Origin of the sequence: Pseudomonas syringae pv. cilantro (assembly GCF_001293775.1) — a bacterium.
Lineage (GTDB): Bacteria > Pseudomonadota > Gammaproteobacteria > Pseudomonadales > Pseudomonadaceae > Aquipseudomonas > Aquipseudomonas syringae_P.
The window spans coordinates 502,661-518,178 of record NZ_LGLN01000033.1 but is presented as its reverse complement, the minus strand read 5'-3'; the positions used below and the strand labels follow the sequence as shown (position 1 = coordinate 518,178).

Sequence of the window (15,518 nt, the reverse complement as noted above, 5' to 3'; positions counted from 1 at the left end):
TTGCAAAGCCGGTCGCATTTCTGATCATTGGTGCTGGCAAATAGCCTCTACCTGAGTCAATATTTGTCACAGAATTGGCGCCAAGGATTCGACGGATTACGGCATTATGTCGGCCCTTGGATTCGCGGTTGAACATTTGGCCAAAACGATTGTCTGAGAATCACAATCTTGCGGCCACTTGCTAGAACCGCTTCCCCTGAACTAACCGGTTAAATATATGAGCCCTATGAAACAGGCTATCTATTCCAGCCGCACGGCTGACAAGTTCGTCGTTCGCCTACCAGACGGCATGCGTAATCGCGTGCAAGAAGTAGCCAAAAATCATCATCGCAGCATGAACTCGGAGATTATTGCTCGTCTTGAGCAGAGTCTGACCCAGGAGGGTGCACTTGGCGATGAGCCAAACCTGCGCCTTGATAGCCCTGAGCTGTCTCTGAACGAGCGCGAGCTGCTGCAACGTTTTCGTCACCTTTCGCATCGTCAACAGAACGCTCTTGTTTCACTGATTGCTCACGACACGGAAATGGCTTCCGAAGACTGAACGTTAGTGTTAAAGACCAGGGCCAGCGAAAGCTGGCCTTTTTATTTGCGTCCGCTTTCTATGCTGTTATGAGCAAATGACAGCTTAAAAAAATGAAGATTAATTCATCAATAAAAAACCGCCGGTCAAGGCGGTTTTTTATGTGTGACCCTTTGCAGGTCTAGAGCAGAAAGATTGTCGCCAGGCCAAGAAAGATGAAGAACCCCCCGCTGTCTGTTACGGCGGTGATCATCACGCTGGCCCCCATCGCCGGATCGCGCCCCAGGCGTGCCAGCACCATAGGGATGGAAACCCCCATCAAGGCAGCGAGCAGCAGGTTGAGCGTCATTGCGGCGGTCATCACCACACCCAGCGACCAACTGCCGTAAAGCAGGTAGGCGACCACACCGATCACTCCTCCCCAGATCAAGCCGTTGATCAGCCCTACCGCCAGCTCTTTACGCAACAATCGCGAGGTGTTGCCGGTATTGACCTGATCCAGCGCCATGGCGCGAACAATCATGGTGATGGTCTGATTACCTGAGTTGCCACCAATGCCCGCAACGATCGGCATCAGTGCGGCGAGCGCCACCAGTTTCTCGATCGAGCCTTCGAAAAGGCCAATCACGCGCGATGCCATAAACGCTGTCACCAGGTTGACTGCCAGCCAGGCCCAGCGGTTACGCAGCGAGCGCCAGACCGAGGCGAAGATATCTTCCTCTTCGCGCAGACCGGCCATGTTGAGGACTTCGTTTTCACTTTCCTCACGAATCAGGTCGACAATTTCATCGATGGTCAGTCGACCGATCAGTTTGCCGTTCTTGTCCACGACAGGAGTGGAAATGAGGTCATAGCGCTCGAAGGCCTGGGCGGCTTCGTAAGCGTCGTCTTCAGGGTGAAAGCTGACGGGATCGTTGGCCATGACTTCGCCAACCTGCTTCTCCGGGTCATTGACCAGCAGACGCTTGATGGGCAGCACACCCTTGAGCACGCCTTCAGAATCGACCACAAACAGTTTGTCGGTATGACCCGGCAGCTCTTTGAGCCGACGCAGGTAGCGCAATACCACTTCAAGGCTGACATCCTCACGGATCGTCACCATCTCGAAGTCCATCAGCGCACCCACCTGATCCTCGTCGTAGGACAGGGCAGATCGCACACGCTCGCGCTGCTGTGAATCCAGCGCTTCCATCAGCTCATGAACAACGTCGCGGGGCAATTCGGGAGCAAGGTCGGCCAATTCGTCGGCGTCCATGTCCCGTGCCGCCGCGAGCAACTCGTGATCGTCCATGTCAGCGATCAGGGTTTCACGAACGGAATCGGATACTTCGAGAAGAATGTCGCCATCGCGATCAGCCTGAACCAACTGCCAGACCGTCAGACGGTCTTCCAGAGGAAGGGCTTCGAGGATGTAAGCGACGTCGGCAGAGTGGAGGTCATCGAGCTTGCGCTGCAATTCGACGAGGTTCTGCCGATGAACCAGGTTTTCGACCCGATCCTGGTGTTGACCTTCCTGACGATGGGTCAGGTCTTCAACAATACGCTGGCGCTGCAGCAGATCGACGACCTGAGCCAGGCGATCCTGCAAGCTTTCCTGCGTTTTTTTTACTTCTCTTTCGGTCATAGGCGAACTCCACTCCCAGCAGCGGAGCACGCCGGGAGATCAATCAGTTAAGTCATGATTGTCAAAAAACACTATTGAGTAACGACTGGGTAAGTCCATGGAGGTTTTCCACAAGCCCCGGCGGGGCTGACGGGCGCAATGATACACCGCTTTGGGCGAAGCGCACGCGAGAAATTCAGCTTATAACAATCGTTTGCAACGCAAAGCTGCAAGGTTAAATGAAGCGATAAAGGTTCGACGTCACATCCCGCCAAGAAAACACGCTCGCCTGCGGAAAAGACCACAGTTAGGCTTTCACAACACCCCGTCATGGAGGACTCGATCATGCGTTTGATCATTCATTTACCCTTGTTCAGCGCCCTGCTCTACCTGCCTGCTCACGTCGCGGCCAGCACCGTGCAGCGTTGCGAGGATGCGGCAGGAAAAGTCACCTTCACCACCCTTGGCTGCCCCGAAGGCCACAGCACCCAGATGCAAAGAGCCTTCAACGCTCCGCCCGGGACGCGGATCGAATTGCTTCCGCCTGCGCCTGCCCATAGCCGAGAGGCCGAACGGCGAAAAACCTTACCCAGGGAACTGGTCGTGGTCGGCACACGCGACGACGGCTGTGGCAATCGTCTCAGCGCAGAGCAGCGACGTGCGGCAATCATCAACCAGCGTACCCCGCCAGGCATGACAAAACGTGATGTGGAAAGCCTGCTGGGCCGCCCGGACAAGATCACCAATCGCAACGGCGAATTGCGCTATGTCTACGAGCAGAAAAAAGGCCGCAGCAACAGCGTGACATTCGATGAAGACGGATGCGTTAAAGGAAAACGCTAGAAAAGCAAAAAGCCCACATCTTTCGATGTGGGCTTTTCGATGTATGGTGCACTCGACAGGATTCGNTCCAGCTGAGCTACGAGTGCATGTGTTGGTGCCGCGCATTATAGGTCGTCAGATTGTTTAGTCAAGCGCTTTTTCTAGTAAATTCAACAACTTACAGAGCAAGCCCAATCTGACGCACTACATAAATAATGGCGGAGAACGGGGGATTCGAACCCCCGACACCCTTTTGAGGTGTACTCCCTTAGCAGGGGAGCGCCTTCGGCCACTCGGCCAGCTCTCCGCAACACGGGGCGTATAATAACCACCCTTTTCCCCGTTTGCAAACCAAAAATTCAATAAAAATTAATGGCTTGGTTCTTCGTCCTTCTCTTTCTTGATCCGCAGGTAAATCTCTTCACGATGGACCGCGACTTCCTTGGGCGCATTGACACCAATACGCACCTGATTACCCTTCACACCCAGCACAGTGACGGTGATTTCACCGTCACCGATGATCAGGCTTTCTGCGCACCGACGAGTCAGAATCAGCATACTTTTCTCCTTACGCCTTTATTCAGGGACAACAGTCTGCAAAACCTATAAGCAATAGCAAGTGGCAAAACGCCATGGCCATTACCGATGTATCGACTTACGCAAAGAAAACATCAGCCTTTCTGCGCAGTATCCAGAAGACACGGTCAGACCGCACCTTCAGACGGCAGGGTCATTCACCCTGCCGAGGAGCATCCAGCTCGAATGCCGTGTGCAATGCGCGCACAGCCAACTCCAGATACTTCTCCTCGATGACCACAGAGACCTTGATCTCCGACGTGGAGATCATCTGGATATTGATGCTCTCCTTGGCCAGTGCTTCGAACATGCGGCTGGCAACGCCTGCATGAGAACGCATGCCAACACCGACGATCGATACCTTGGCAATCTTGGTGTCGCCGGACACTTCACGAGCGCTGATCTCGCGCGCGGTCGTCTCCAGCACCTGCAAGGCCGCCTGATAGTCGTTGCGGTGGATCGTGAAGGTGAAATCGGTGGTGTTATCGTGCGAAACATTCTGCACGATCATGTCCACTTCGATGTTTGCCGCACTGATAGGGCCGAGAATCTTGAACGCCACACCGGGGGTGTCTGGCACACCACGGATGGTCAGCTTGGCCTCATCGCGGTTGAAAGCGATGCCGGAAATGATCGGCTGTTCCATGGTTTCCTCTTCATCAATGGTAATAAGGGTGCCCGGCCCCTCTTTGAAGCTGTGCAGAACGCGCAGCGGGACGTTGTATTTGCCGGCAAACTCGACCGCCCGGATCTGCAGCACCTTGGAACCGAGGCTGGCCATTTCCAGCATCTCTTCGAAGGTGATCTTGTCCAGCCGCCGAGCCTGCGCCACGACACGCGGATCGGTGGTGTAGACACCATCGACGTCGGTGTAGATCTGGCACTCGTCCGCCTTCAGCGCGGCGGCCAGCGCCACACCGGTGGTATCAGAGCCGCCACGACCGAGCGTGGTGATGTTGCCGTTCTCGTCGACGCCCTGGAAACCCGCAACCACCACCACACGGCCTGCTTTCAGGTCGGTGCGGATTTTCTGATCGTCGATTTGCAGAATACGCGCCTTGTTGTGCGCGCTGTCGGTGAGAATCCGCACCTGGTTGCCGGTGTAGGAAACCGCAGGCACGCCACGCTTGATCAGCGCCATCGCCAGCAGCGCGATGGTGACCTGCTCGCCCGTCGAGACAATAACATCCAGCTCACGGGGAACCGGCTGATCACTGATCTGCCTGGCCAGTTCGATCAAACGATTGGTTTCGCCGCTCATGGCCGACAGCACGACCACCAGATCGTCGCCCGCCTCGCGGAATTTCTTGACCTTGTCGGCCACCTGCTCGATGCGCTCTACGGAGCCCACGGAGGTGCCGCCAAATTTCTGTACGATTAAAGCCATCTCAAAGCCGCCTCAGAACCCGTTAAGAGCACCCATTGATATTCGAATCCGTCGCCGGGCTGCCCTAGGTAATCGCAGCGGCCCGGCAGATTCGAATCAGATTCCTTGCTCTACAAAAGGAACGGTCAGTGCCAATGCTGCATCCAGCGCACCTGCATCGACACCACCGCCTTGAGCCATATCAGGACGACCACCGCCTTTACCACCGACTGCGGCGGCCGCCTGCTTCATCAAATCACCGGCTTTGAGTTGGCCAGTCAGGTCCTTGGTCACGCCTGCGACCAAGACAACCTTGTCTTCATGAACACTGCCGAGCAGGATCACTGCGCGGCCGAGTTTGTTCTTCAACTGGTCGACAAGCGCCAGAAGCGCTTTGCCGTCCTGACCATCCAGGCGCGTGGCCAGAACCTTGACCCCCTTGACATCCTGCGCGGCCGAAGACAGATCGTCACCGGCGGCACTGGCTGCCTTGGCTTGCAGCTGTTCCAGTTGTTTTTCCAGCAGACGATTGCGCTCGAGCACCGCCGTCAGCTTGTCCAGCAAGTTGTCGCGATTGCCTTTGACCAGCGTCGCGGCTTCCTTGAGTTGATCTTCGGCCGAATTCAGCCAGGCCAGCGCCGCCGCGCCGGTCACCGCTTCGATACGACGCACGCCAGCAGCGACGCCGCCTTCACTGACGATCTTGAACAGCGCGATATCACCGGTGCGGCTGGCGTGAATACCACCGCACAGCTCGACGGAAAACTCGCCGCCCATGCTCAGTACGCGAACACTGTCACCGTACTTCTCGCCAAACAGCGCCATGGCGCCTTTCTTTTTGGCGGTTTCGATGTCGGTTTCTTCGGTGACCACCGGCGTGTTCTTGCGAATTTCGGCGTTGACGATATCTTCCAGCGCACGCAACTGCTCGGGCTTGATGGCCTCAAAGTGGCTGAAGTCAAAGCGCAGACGCTGACTGTCGACCAACGAGCCTTTCTGCTGAACGTGATCGCCCAGCACCTGACGCAGTGCAGCGTGCAGCAAGTGAGTGGCCGAATGGTTCAATGCGGTTGCTTTGCGCACTTCATCGGACACTTGTGTATCCACCTGAGCACCCACACTCAGGCTGCCAGCGGCGACCACGCCGTGGTGCAGGAATGCGCCGCCAGTCTTGGTGGTGTCGCTGACGTCAAAACGTGTTTCACCGGCCAGCAGGAAGCCGCTGTCGCCGATCTGGCCGCCGGATTCCGCATAGAACGGCGTGGTGTCGAGGATCACAACGCCCTCTTCGCCTTCGTTCAGGTGCGTAACCGACCGGCCTTCTTTATACAGAGCAACGACGGTGGCGCTGCCAGTGGTCGCCGAGTAGCCGGTGAACTGCGTGGCCACATCGACCTTGACCAGGCTGTTGTAGTCCATGCCGAACGAGCTTGCCGAACGGGCGCGCACACGCTGCGCTTCCATTTCGCGCTCGAAACCTTCTTCGTCCAGGGTCAGATTACGCTCACGGGCAATGTCACCGGTCAGGTCCATCGGGAAACCGTAGGTGTCATACAGTTTGAACACAACTTCGCCGGGCACCACAGTGCCCTGAAGATCCGCCAGGTCCTGCTCAAGAATTTTCAGACCCTGCTCAAGGGTCTTGGCGAACTGCTCTTCTTCGCCTTTCAGCACACGTTCGATGTGCGACTGCTGTTGCACCAGCTCAGGGAACGCAGAACCCATCTCGGCAACCAGCGCAGCCACGACCTGATAGAAGAAGCTGCCTTTGGCTCCGAGCTTGTTGCCGTGACGGCAAGCGCGACGAATGATGCGGCGCAGCACATAGCCACGGCCCTCGTTGGAGGGCAGCACACCATCGGCGATCAGAAAGCCGCATGAACGGATGTGGTCAGCCACGACTTTCAGCGAAGCCTGGTTGTCGTTGCTGCAGCCGATGGCCTTGGCCGAAGCAGCCAGCAGGCTCTGGAACAGGTCGATTTCGTAGTTGGAATGCACGTGCTGCAAAACGGCACTGACCCGCTCAAGGCCCATGCCGGTGTCAACCGACGGCGCTGGCAGCGGGTGGAGCACGCCATCGGCAGTGCGGTTGAACTGCATGAACACGTTGTTCCAGATTTCGATGTAACGGTCGCCGTCTTCTTCCGGCGAGCCCGGCGGGCCACCCCAGATGTCTGGGCCGTGGTCGAAGAAGATCTCGCTGCAAGGACCGCACGGGCCGGTGTCGCCCATGGTCCAGAAGTTGTCGGAAGCGTAAGGCGCGCCTTTGTTGTCGCCGATACGCACCATCCGCTCGGCAGGCACGCCGATGTCTTTGGTCCAGATATCGTAGGCTTCATCGTCAGTCGCGTAGACCGTGACCCAGAGCTTTTCCTTGGGCAGGTTCAGCCACTTTTCGGAGGTCAGGAAGGTCCAGGCGTAGGTAATGGCGTCACGCTTGAAATAATCACCGAAGCTGAAATTGCCCAGCATTTCGAAAAAAGTGTGGTGACGAGCGGTATAGCCGACGTTTTCCAGGTCATTGTGCTTGCCACCGGCGCGCACGCATTTCTGACTGGTGACTGCGCGGGTGTAGGCGCGTTTTTCCTGGCCCAGGAAGCAGTCCTTGAACTGGTTCATGCCTGCGTTGGTGAACAGCAGGGTCGGGTCATTGCCCGGAATCAAGGAGCTTGAAGCGACACGGGTGTGGCCTTGCTCTTCGAAGAAGCCAAGGAAGGCTTCACGGATTTCTGCGCTTTTCATAGGTTCTTCCACGGAGACTGCGGCCAGAGGCTAGTGCATGACGTCAACTGACGTCGCAACGGCAAAGGGCCGCATTATATAGGCGTTGCGCCCTCGGTACAGTGTGTTTGTGCGATAGAAACAAGTAACTGGATTATCGGCATGTCATGGGTGTTCAAAGGCTGCGAATGCTGCAATCACCTGCTCTGTCTGAGCACGTGAAACATTCAGGTGAGTGACCATGCGCAGCCGCGGCGCTGCGGTGAGCACGATGCCACGCTCGGCGCAAAACGCCCTGAGCGCTGCGGCGCGATCACCGATCTGCACATAGACCATGTTGGTCTGTACGGGCTCGACGCTATAACCCAGCTCGCTCAGGCCCTCGGCCAGAAGTGCTGCGTTGGCATGATCGTCCGCCAGCCGCTCGACCTGATGATCCAGCGCGTACAGCCCTGCCGCCGCAAGGCTGCCAGCCTGACGCATGCCGCCGCCAAGCATCTTGCGCAAACGCCGCGCCTTGGCGATCAGCGCCTGCGAGCCGCACAGCACCGAACCGACCGGCGCACCCAGGCCCTTGGACAGGCACACGGACACAGAATCGAAGTGCCGGGTAATCTCGCGCGCACCGACGCCCAGTTTGACCACTGCGTTATACAGCCTGGCACCGTCGAGATGCAGCGCGATGCCATTATCCAGCGTCAGTTTGCGCGCTGCGGCCAGATAAGCCTGAGGCAGCACTTTGCCCTGCATGGTGTTTTCCAGTGCCAGCAAGCGTGTGCGGGCAAAGTGAAAATCGTCGGGCTTGATGGTGTCGAGTACATGCTGAAGGTCGAGCGAACCGTCAGCCTGCACCTCCAGCGGCTGTGGCTGGATCGACCCCAACACCGCCGCGCCGCCTCCTTCGTATTTATAGGTATGCGCCTGCTGGCCGACGATGTATTCATCGCCGCGCTCACAATGCGCCATCAACGCCAGCAGATTGCTCATGGTGCCGGAAGGCACGAACAGCGCAGCGTCAAACCCGAGGCGTCCGGCCAGGGTCGCTTCGAGCAGGTTGACCGTCGGGTCTTCCCCGTACACATCATCGCCCACGGGCGCATTCGCCATGGCGTGAAGCATGCCCGGCGTAGGCAGAGTCACTGTGTCGCTGCGCAGATCGATGACAGTCACAAGAAAGCTCCCTGAATTCGAAGGTCGATAATGCATGCAACCTTTGGCTTGCAACAAGGCATTACTCAAGCCGCAGCACATGATAATCAAGCGCCGCCGCTGCCGATACACCGTTCACTTAGAAGAAAAAGGCAGGTGCACCGTACGAAAGTGTCCAAGCATGTGACGAGGATCTGTGATAAAAATCCTCCGCCGGCCACGTAAAGTGACGGCAACGTTCTCAGGGCGGGGTGCAATTCCCCACCGGCGGTAATGGCGCGCAATGCGTCTAGCCCGCGAGCGCTTGGGGGTCGCGGCTTTGGCTGGCGATCGGCAAGGTCAGCAGACCCGGTGTGATTCCGGGGCCGACGGTCATAGTCCGGATGAAGAGAGAGCGGGATTGGTGTCTGCAAGAACGTCTGCAAAACCTCATCATGAACGACATCGTTCAGGAGGCTTTCCTACGCGACTTGAATCCCTTTCGATCCAGAATGCCCTGTTTTTTTCATAAACAGGAGTCAGAACACGTGCAACCAACTGCAATCGACAGCAAAAGCAAAAGCCATTCGAACGAACGCGTCGCTTTCATCCAGGCCTGCTGGCACAAGGATATTGTCGACCAGAGCCGTAAAGGCTTCATCGCTGAAATGGCCAATCAGGGCTATGCCGAAAGTGACATCGACATCTTTGAAGTCGGCGGCGCCTTCGAAATCCCGCTGCACGCAAAACTGCTCGCCAACACCGGTCGTTACGCAGGCATCGTTGGCGCCGCGCTGGTGGTGGACGGTGGTATCTATCGTCACGAATTCGTTGCGCAATCAGTCGTCAGCGCGTTGATGCAGGTCCAGCTGGAAACCGAAGTACCGGTCTTCTCGGTAGTCCTGACACCACACCACTTCCACGCAGGCGAAGAGCACCAGAAATTCTTCTTCGATCACTTCTCGCACAAAGGCGAAGAAGCGGCCAAAACCTGCGCGGATACCTTGAATAAAGTACGCAGCCTGCGCCGCCTGGAAGCACAGCACAAAGCGGCCTGCTAAGGTATAGACCCTGCGCGCTCGTCGGTATGCACAATTCCAGATGAGCGCGCAGAACTGGGCTTCTGCCCGAAGGGCGTGGGAGATTCAGGAGGTTACGACGGCTGAGATGGGCTGCGAAGCGGCCCTGAAACAGGTCATTTCGGCTGTACCTGTTGGACCGCATGTGCTGGCTTTGCTGCAGGTTCCCGGCAGTTCGCGCACCTGTGGGAGTGGACTTGTCCACGAAGACTGACTATCAAACACCGACTGGGTCATTGAAGAGACCTGTTCAGGCATAAACCCAGAAACATATTGCTCACATGCTGCGCATCAGAGGGCGGCAGGCCGGACCTCTTCGCGGACAAGTCCGCTCCCACAAAAACAGGCAGTGCGCGGACAAGTCCGCTCCCGCAAAAACAGGCAGTTCGCGGACAAGCGGAACGTCGCCCGGTCAGCTCCCACACAGGCGAAGCGTCAGCCAAGCCCGTTCGCATCAGCCGGCACAATCACGATCCCCGCCCGCAGGCCGTTTTTAACCTTCGGGTTGGGGAAGATGATTCGCGCGCCCTCTTCTTTCACCACCCAGCGTGAATCGCTGACATCTTCGGCCAGCACGTAGCCTTTTTCCAGTTCGGAAAAGTTTTCCACGTCATCGGCCAGGTTGAAGGTGAACGCATCACTGCGCTTGATCACTTCCCGGGCGACGCTGAACAATTGCAGCCCCTCCAGGCGCTCATCCGGCTCAGGCTCGGTGCCTTCGATGATCTGCTCCAGACACAGACGCAACGGCGCCAGGTTCACTTGCTGGTTCTGGCCGAACGGCCGCGCCTTGCCCAGTTCCAGCGTGAACGCCTCGGCCCCCAACTGCTCGTAGGTGTAGGCGCTGAACACGATGGACGGCTTGTTCTGCAACAGTACCGCGCTCATGCCCGCAGCGCGCAGCCGCGCCAGTTCGCGACGCGAGTGTTGGCGCCCCTCTTTCCAGGGGTACAGCGCAAACTGCTCGATCTTCGAGCCACGAATCGCAGTGTGCAGGTCGTAATGCAGGCGATAGCGGCCCGGCAGGATGAAAAAACTCGCCGCCAGGCGTTCCAGTTCGCCAGCGCGCAGGGCTTCCGCGCCATCACTTTGCTCGTGCCGACCGTTGAACAGCCGGTTGACGTCCTGCTCGACATACCGCGTGCCAGCCCGAATGGCGGCGGGGTTGCCGAACAGAAACAGAATACGTGCGCGCGGTTTCAGATCGCCGCGCGCGATGCTGCGGATCAGTTCGTCCAGCAGCTCGATAGGTGCAGTCTCGTTGCCATGAATACCGGCCGACAGCAGCAGGTCATTGCCATTGCCACGAGCCTCCGGCGGGCGGACTTCCAGAGCCCCCTCTCCCAGCCAGCGCATCCGCACGCCGTCGACGGTCAGTTGAGTCTTTTCCGCTGGCTCACGTCCAGCCAGGGTCAGTTCAAGCAGTTTGCCGAGGGCGAGCATGCTGGGTTTCCTCAGTGATTGCAGTCAGGACCGTGGACGTGATCATCTTCTTCCACGCCGATATCGGCCGGTTCCATTTCCAGTTGCAGGCTGACCAGATTAGTCGCCAGCGGACGCAACAGCAGGTTGGCGTATTCGGCATCGTCTTCTTCGACGTCAACACCGATCAGCAACTGGCCACGGCCGTCTTGCTGAATCCACAGCTCTTTGCCCTGCCAGATGATGGCAACGCGGGTGCAGGATGTTTCCAGCTGGGTGCCATCGGTGTCTTCAAGGATCAGTTGCAGGGCGTCGCTCATATCGGAATGCTCTCTATCAAGAAAATCGTGCACCGGGCAGTTGCCCGGCGCGCAGGGTATTTCAATTCAGCTGAAACGGATAAACGGAGCCCAGTTTAAGGATTTGCGTCAGTTCATCCAATGCCGTCCGGCATTCCGTCAACAATCGGGGGTCGGCCAGATCGTTTTCACTCATGCGATCACGGTAATGCCGGTCCACCCACTGCGTCAGGGTTTCGTACAACGGTGCGGTCATGATCACGCCCGGATTCACCGCCGCCAGCTCGGCTTCATTGAGCGCCACACGCAAGCGCAGGCACGCCGGACCGCCACCGTTCTGCATGCTTTGCTTGAGGTCGAATACTTTGACCTCGGCCACAGGGCTTTCATCGGCGATCAAACGTTGCAGGTAGCCCCAGACAGTGGTGTTGGCCTGGCATTCCTGCGGCACGATCAGCAGCATCGAGCCATCAGCACGCGACAGTAACTGACTGTTGAACAGGTACGTACGCACTGCATCCTGAACCGAGACGTCGGCACGCGGCACGCAGATCGCCTGCAACTGGCCGCCCACCCGGCCGAGTTTATCGCGCAGCTCGCCGAGCATTTTCTCAGTATGGAGAAACGCATCCTCGTGATAGAACAGCACCTCGCCATTACCGACCGCGATCACGTCATTGTGAAACACGCCTTGGTCGATAACCGCAGGGTTCTGCTGGCCGTAGACCACACCCTCTTCGCTCAAGCCGTGCAGGCGCGCGACGGCGCGTGACGCCTCGAGCGTCTGGCGCGCGGGATACTTCTGCGGCGCGGGGTAACGGGTGTCGAAAGCACTGCGGCCAAACACAAAAAACTCCACCCCGGCCTGACCGTAGTCCTGACAGAAACGCGTGTGGTTGGCAGCGCCTTCGTCGCCAAACTGCGCCACGGGCGGCAACGCCGGGTGATGGGCAAAATGCTGCGCATCGGCAAACATCGCCCCCAGCACGCGGCTGGTGGTCGGGTGCTCGATGCTGCGGTGGTATTTGCAATTGAGGTTGGCGGCGGTGAAATGCACGCGACCATCGGCAGTGTCGGCGCTGGGGCTGACCGTCGCCGCATTGGCCACCCACATGCTCGACGCCGAGCAACTGGCGACCAGCAACGGCATGTCCTGACGGGCCGCTTTTTCGATCACCTGTGCGTCGCTGCCGGTGAAACCCAGCTGCCGCAGACCGGCAACGTCGGGGCGCTCCTGCGGCGCGAGCACGCCCTGAGTAAAACCCAGGTCCATCAGCGCTTTCATTTTTGCCAGGCCTTGCAGCGCCGCCTCGCGCGGGTTCGCACTCTGCTGGCTGTTACTCTGGGAGGCGACGTTACCGTAGGACAACCCGCCGTAGTTATGGGTTGGCCCGACCAGACCGTCAAAATTCACTTCACAGGACTTCATCGGCAAGGCTCCGTGGATCTGTTTTTATAAGCAATCGTGGCGCGCACTGTCAGTTCAGCCTGATACCGGGAGTCAAGGTCGCGGGCAAGGTCAGGCTGCCGGTTTCCAGCGAAGCGACCGGATACGCGCAATAATCGGCCGCGTAATAGGCGCTCGCACGGTGATTGCCCGAGGCCCCGACGCCGCCGAACGGCGCGCTGCTGGCAGCTCCGGTCAATTGCTTGTTCCAGTTGACGATCCCGGCGCGGCTTTGCAGCCAGAACTGCTGATAGCGCGCTGCGGAATCGGAGAGCAGACCGGCCGCCAGCCCATAGCGAGTGGCATTGGCTTCAGCGATGGCCGCATCGAAATCGGCGTAGCGGATCACCTGCAGCAACGGACCGAACAGCTCTTCGTCAGGCCTGTCGGGCACCGCGCTGACATCGACGATGCCCGGCGTCAGCAACGCGGCGCCAACCTGTGGCTGGCGCATTTCCAGCAACGTCACGGCACCGTTGGCGAGCAGGTCGCGCTGCGCGTCGAGCAAAGCGCGCGCCACTTCAAGCGAAATCACCGAGCCCATGAACGGTGCAGGCTGCTGGTCAAACGCGCCCACCTCAATGCTCGCACTCACCGCCACCAGTCGCGCCAGCAAGGCATCACCCCAGTCACCCTCGGGAACCAGCAAACGACGCGCACAGGTGCAACGCTGGCCAGCCGAAATAAAAGCCGACTGGATGATGGTGTATACCGCCGCTTCGATGTCTTGAACCTGATCGACCACCAGCGGATTGTTGCCCCCCGTTTCCAGGGCGAGAATCTTGTCCGGGCGCCCGGCGAACTGCTGATGCAGCGCGTTGCCGGTGCGGCTCGAGCCAGTAAAGAACAGCCCATCGATACCCGCATTGGCCGCCAGCGCGATACCGGTTTCGCGACCACCCTGCAGCAGGTTCAGCACGCCGGTGGGCAGCCCGGCCTCGATCCAGCACTTGACCGTCAGTTCAGCGACTTTCGGCGTCAGTTCGCTGGGTTTGAACAGCACGGTATTACCGGCCAGCAGCGCGGGAACGATATGACCGTTAGGCAGGTGACCGGGAAAGTTGTACGGTCCGAACACCGCGACCACGCCGTGCGGCTTGTGGCGCAGCACTGCCGTAGCGTCGCCCAAAGGACCGCTCTTCTCGCCGGTTCTTTCACGATAGCTTTGCACTGAAATAGCGATCTTGTTGACCATGCTGGTCACTTCCGTCGCCGATTCCCACAAAGGCTTGCCGGTTTCCTCACCGATGCACTGTGCCAGTTCGTCAGCGTGCTGCTTGAGGCTGGTCGCGAACGCTTCCAGCATGGCGATGCGCTGATCCAGCGAGCGAAGTGCCCACTCAGGAAACGCCTGACGTGCTGCCTGTACTGCCTGTTCGACCTGCTCGGCCGTCGCGCCTTGCCCGGACCACAGCGTTTGCTGGGTCACCGGATTCAACGAATTGAACGGCTCGCCCTGCCCGGCCTGCCAGGTACCTGCGATATAGAGCGTACTCATCAAATGCCCTCCCGCGCCGCAGACAGCGGCACCGCGCGCACATTGTCACCGGCACTCATGCGCAGGCGTCTGGCCGTTTGCGGGTTGACCACCAGCGTACCGGCGGCAAAGCGCGCAGCACCGACGGTCACCCGGCAGTCTTCACGCTTGCGGTTGTAAATCAGAAATTGCGGAGCATCGTCACCCGGTGTACCAATGGCCAGCACCAGGGTCTGGCTGTCCTTCACCACACGGATCTTGCCGGTCTCGCACTCGATGGCCGGCCCCGCATCGAAGATGTCGACGTAGCCCTGATACGAGAAACCCTCGGCCTTGAGCATGGCCAGCGCAGGTTCGGTGTCGGCGTGCACACGACCGATCACGTTGCGCGCGTCTTCGGACAGAAAGCAGCTGTACAGCGGAAACTTGGGCATCAGTTCAGCGATGAAGGCCTTGTTGCCGACGCCGGTAAGGTAATCGGCCTGGCTGAATTCCATCTTGAAGAAATGCCGCCCAAGACTTTCCCAGAACGGCGAGCGGCCGCTCTCGTCGGACATGCCGCGCATTTCGGCAATGATTTTGTTACCGAACAGCGTGGGAAATTCGGCGATGAACAACATGCGCGCTTTCGACAGCAAACGCCCATTGAGGCCATTGCGTGAATCTCTGTGCAGGAACAACGAGCACAACTCGGAATTGCCGGTCAGGTCGTTGGCCAGAAACAGCGTCGGGATTTCCCGGTAGATGTTCAGTTCCTGCGAGGCGCTGACCGTCAGCCCGACCCGGTAGTTGTACCAGGGCTCACGCAGGCCGACCGCGCCCGCGATGGCAGAAATGCCCACCACGTTGCCGTCGTCATCTTCGAGCACGAACAGGTAATCGGCGTCGCCGCGCTCGGCCTCCCCGCGAAAGGTCTTTTCAGCCCAGCCGACGCGATGCGCCAAACGCTGCTCGTTGGCAGGCAGGGTGGTCAGACCGGCACCGGTGCTGCGCGCCAGTTCGATCAACGCGGGCAGGTCGCTGCTGCGTACGGGACGAACGATCATGGTATCTCCTCA

The 15,518-nt window shown here is 58.7% G+C and carries 13 protein-coding genes, 1 tRNA gene and 1 riboswitch; of the genes, 3 read left to right on the top strand and 11 right to left on the bottom strand.

The window, feature by feature from the left end; genetic code table 11:
* Positions 1–217: 217 nt before the first annotated feature.
* On the top strand, positions 218–541 hold the full coding sequence (locus ABJ99_RS09340) for an Arc family DNA-binding protein (protein ID WP_007251346.1): 324 nt from the start codon (positions 218–220) through the stop codon (positions 539–541).
* A gap of 160 nt (positions 542–701) precedes the next feature.
* On the opposite strand, the gene mgtE is transcribed toward ABJ99_RS09340, so the two are convergent.
* Positions 702–2,144, bottom strand: a complete 1,443-nt coding sequence (gene mgtE, locus ABJ99_RS09335; RefSeq protein WP_054085574.1) for a magnesium transporter — start codon at positions 2,142–2,144, stop codon at positions 702–704.
* Positions 2,145–2,468: 324 nt separating this feature from the next.
* Between mgtE and bamE the strand changes: the two genes are divergently transcribed.
* Complete coding sequence (gene bamE / locus ABJ99_RS09330) at positions 2,469–2,966, top strand: outer membrane protein assembly factor BamE domain-containing protein (protein ID WP_054085573.1); 498 nt, start codon at positions 2,469–2,471, stop codon at positions 2,964–2,966.
* 195 nt (positions 2,967–3,161) lie between these two features.
* Here bamE and ABJ99_RS09325 read toward each other — a convergent pair.
* From ABJ99_RS09325 to ltaE, 5 genes are all read right to left on the bottom strand, one after another.
* A tRNA-Ser gene (locus tag ABJ99_RS09325) sits at positions 3,162–3,252 on the bottom strand.
* A 62-nt stretch (positions 3,253–3,314) separates the two neighbouring features.
* Positions 3,315–3,503, bottom strand: coding sequence for a carbon storage regulator CsrA (csrA, locus tag ABJ99_RS09320; protein WP_002554426.1), 189 nt, complete (start codon positions 3,501–3,503; stop codon positions 3,315–3,317).
* 172 nt (positions 3,504–3,675) lie between these two features.
* Positions 3,676–4,908, bottom strand: a complete 1,233-nt coding sequence (locus ABJ99_RS09315) for an aspartate kinase (protein ID WP_007251349.1) — start codon at positions 4,906–4,908, stop codon at positions 3,676–3,678.
* 96 nt (positions 4,909–5,004) lie between these two features.
* On the bottom strand, positions 5,005–7,629 hold the full coding sequence (gene alaS / locus ABJ99_RS09310) for an alanine--tRNA ligase (RefSeq protein WP_054085572.1): 2,625 nt from the start codon (positions 7,627–7,629) through the stop codon (positions 5,005–5,007).
* Positions 7,630–7,773: 144 nt separating this feature from the next.
* On the bottom strand, positions 7,774–8,778 hold the full coding sequence (gene ltaE / locus ABJ99_RS09305) for a low-specificity L-threonine aldolase (protein WP_054085571.1): 1,005 nt from the start codon (positions 8,776–8,778) through the stop codon (positions 7,774–7,776).
* A 212-nt stretch (positions 8,779–8,990) separates the two neighbouring features.
* Positions 8,991–9,157, top strand: a riboswitch (FMN riboswitch).
* Between the two features lie 127 nt (positions 9,158–9,284).
* Here ltaE and ABJ99_RS09300 point away from each other — a divergent pair.
* Complete coding sequence (locus tag ABJ99_RS09300) at positions 9,285–9,797, top strand: 6,7-dimethyl-8-ribityllumazine synthase (protein WP_054085570.1); 513 nt, start codon at positions 9,285–9,287, stop codon at positions 9,795–9,797.
* A gap of 453 nt (positions 9,798–10,250) precedes the next feature.
* On the opposite strand, the gene astE is transcribed toward ABJ99_RS09300, so the two are convergent.
* The 5 genes from astE to astA all read right to left on the bottom strand — a co-directional run bounded on the left by astE (position 10,251) and on the right by astA (position 15,506).
* The gene (astE, locus tag ABJ99_RS09295; RefSeq protein ID WP_054085569.1) at positions 10,251–11,258 is read right to left on the bottom strand and encodes a succinylglutamate desuccinylase; all 1,008 of its coding nucleotides are present in this window, start codon (positions 11,256–11,258) and stop codon (positions 10,251–10,253) included.
* A gap of 11 nt (positions 11,259–11,269) precedes the next feature.
* Entirely contained in the window at positions 11,270–11,557 is a 288-nt protein-coding gene (locus ABJ99_RS09290; RefSeq protein WP_054085568.1) for a topoisomerase II, read from the bottom strand.
* A gap of 61 nt (positions 11,558–11,618) precedes the next feature.
* Positions 11,619–12,965: an N-succinylarginine dihydrolase gene (gene astB / locus ABJ99_RS09285; RefSeq protein ID WP_054085567.1), complete on the bottom strand. Its 1,347-nt coding sequence runs from the start codon at positions 12,963–12,965 to the stop codon at positions 11,619–11,621.
* A 49-nt stretch (positions 12,966–13,014) separates the two neighbouring features.
* Positions 13,015–14,484 (bottom strand): succinylglutamate-semialdehyde dehydrogenase, encoded by a 1,470-nt coding sequence (gene astD / locus ABJ99_RS09280; RefSeq protein ID WP_162491560.1) that lies wholly within the window; start codon positions 14,482–14,484, stop codon positions 13,015–13,017.
* Complete coding sequence (gene astA, locus ABJ99_RS09275; protein WP_054085565.1) at positions 14,481–15,506, bottom strand: arginine N-succinyltransferase; 1,026 nt, start codon at positions 15,504–15,506, stop codon at positions 14,481–14,483. Before astA ends, astD begins: the two co-directional genes overlap by 4 nt.
* Positions 15,507–15,518: the final 12 nt, after the last annotated feature.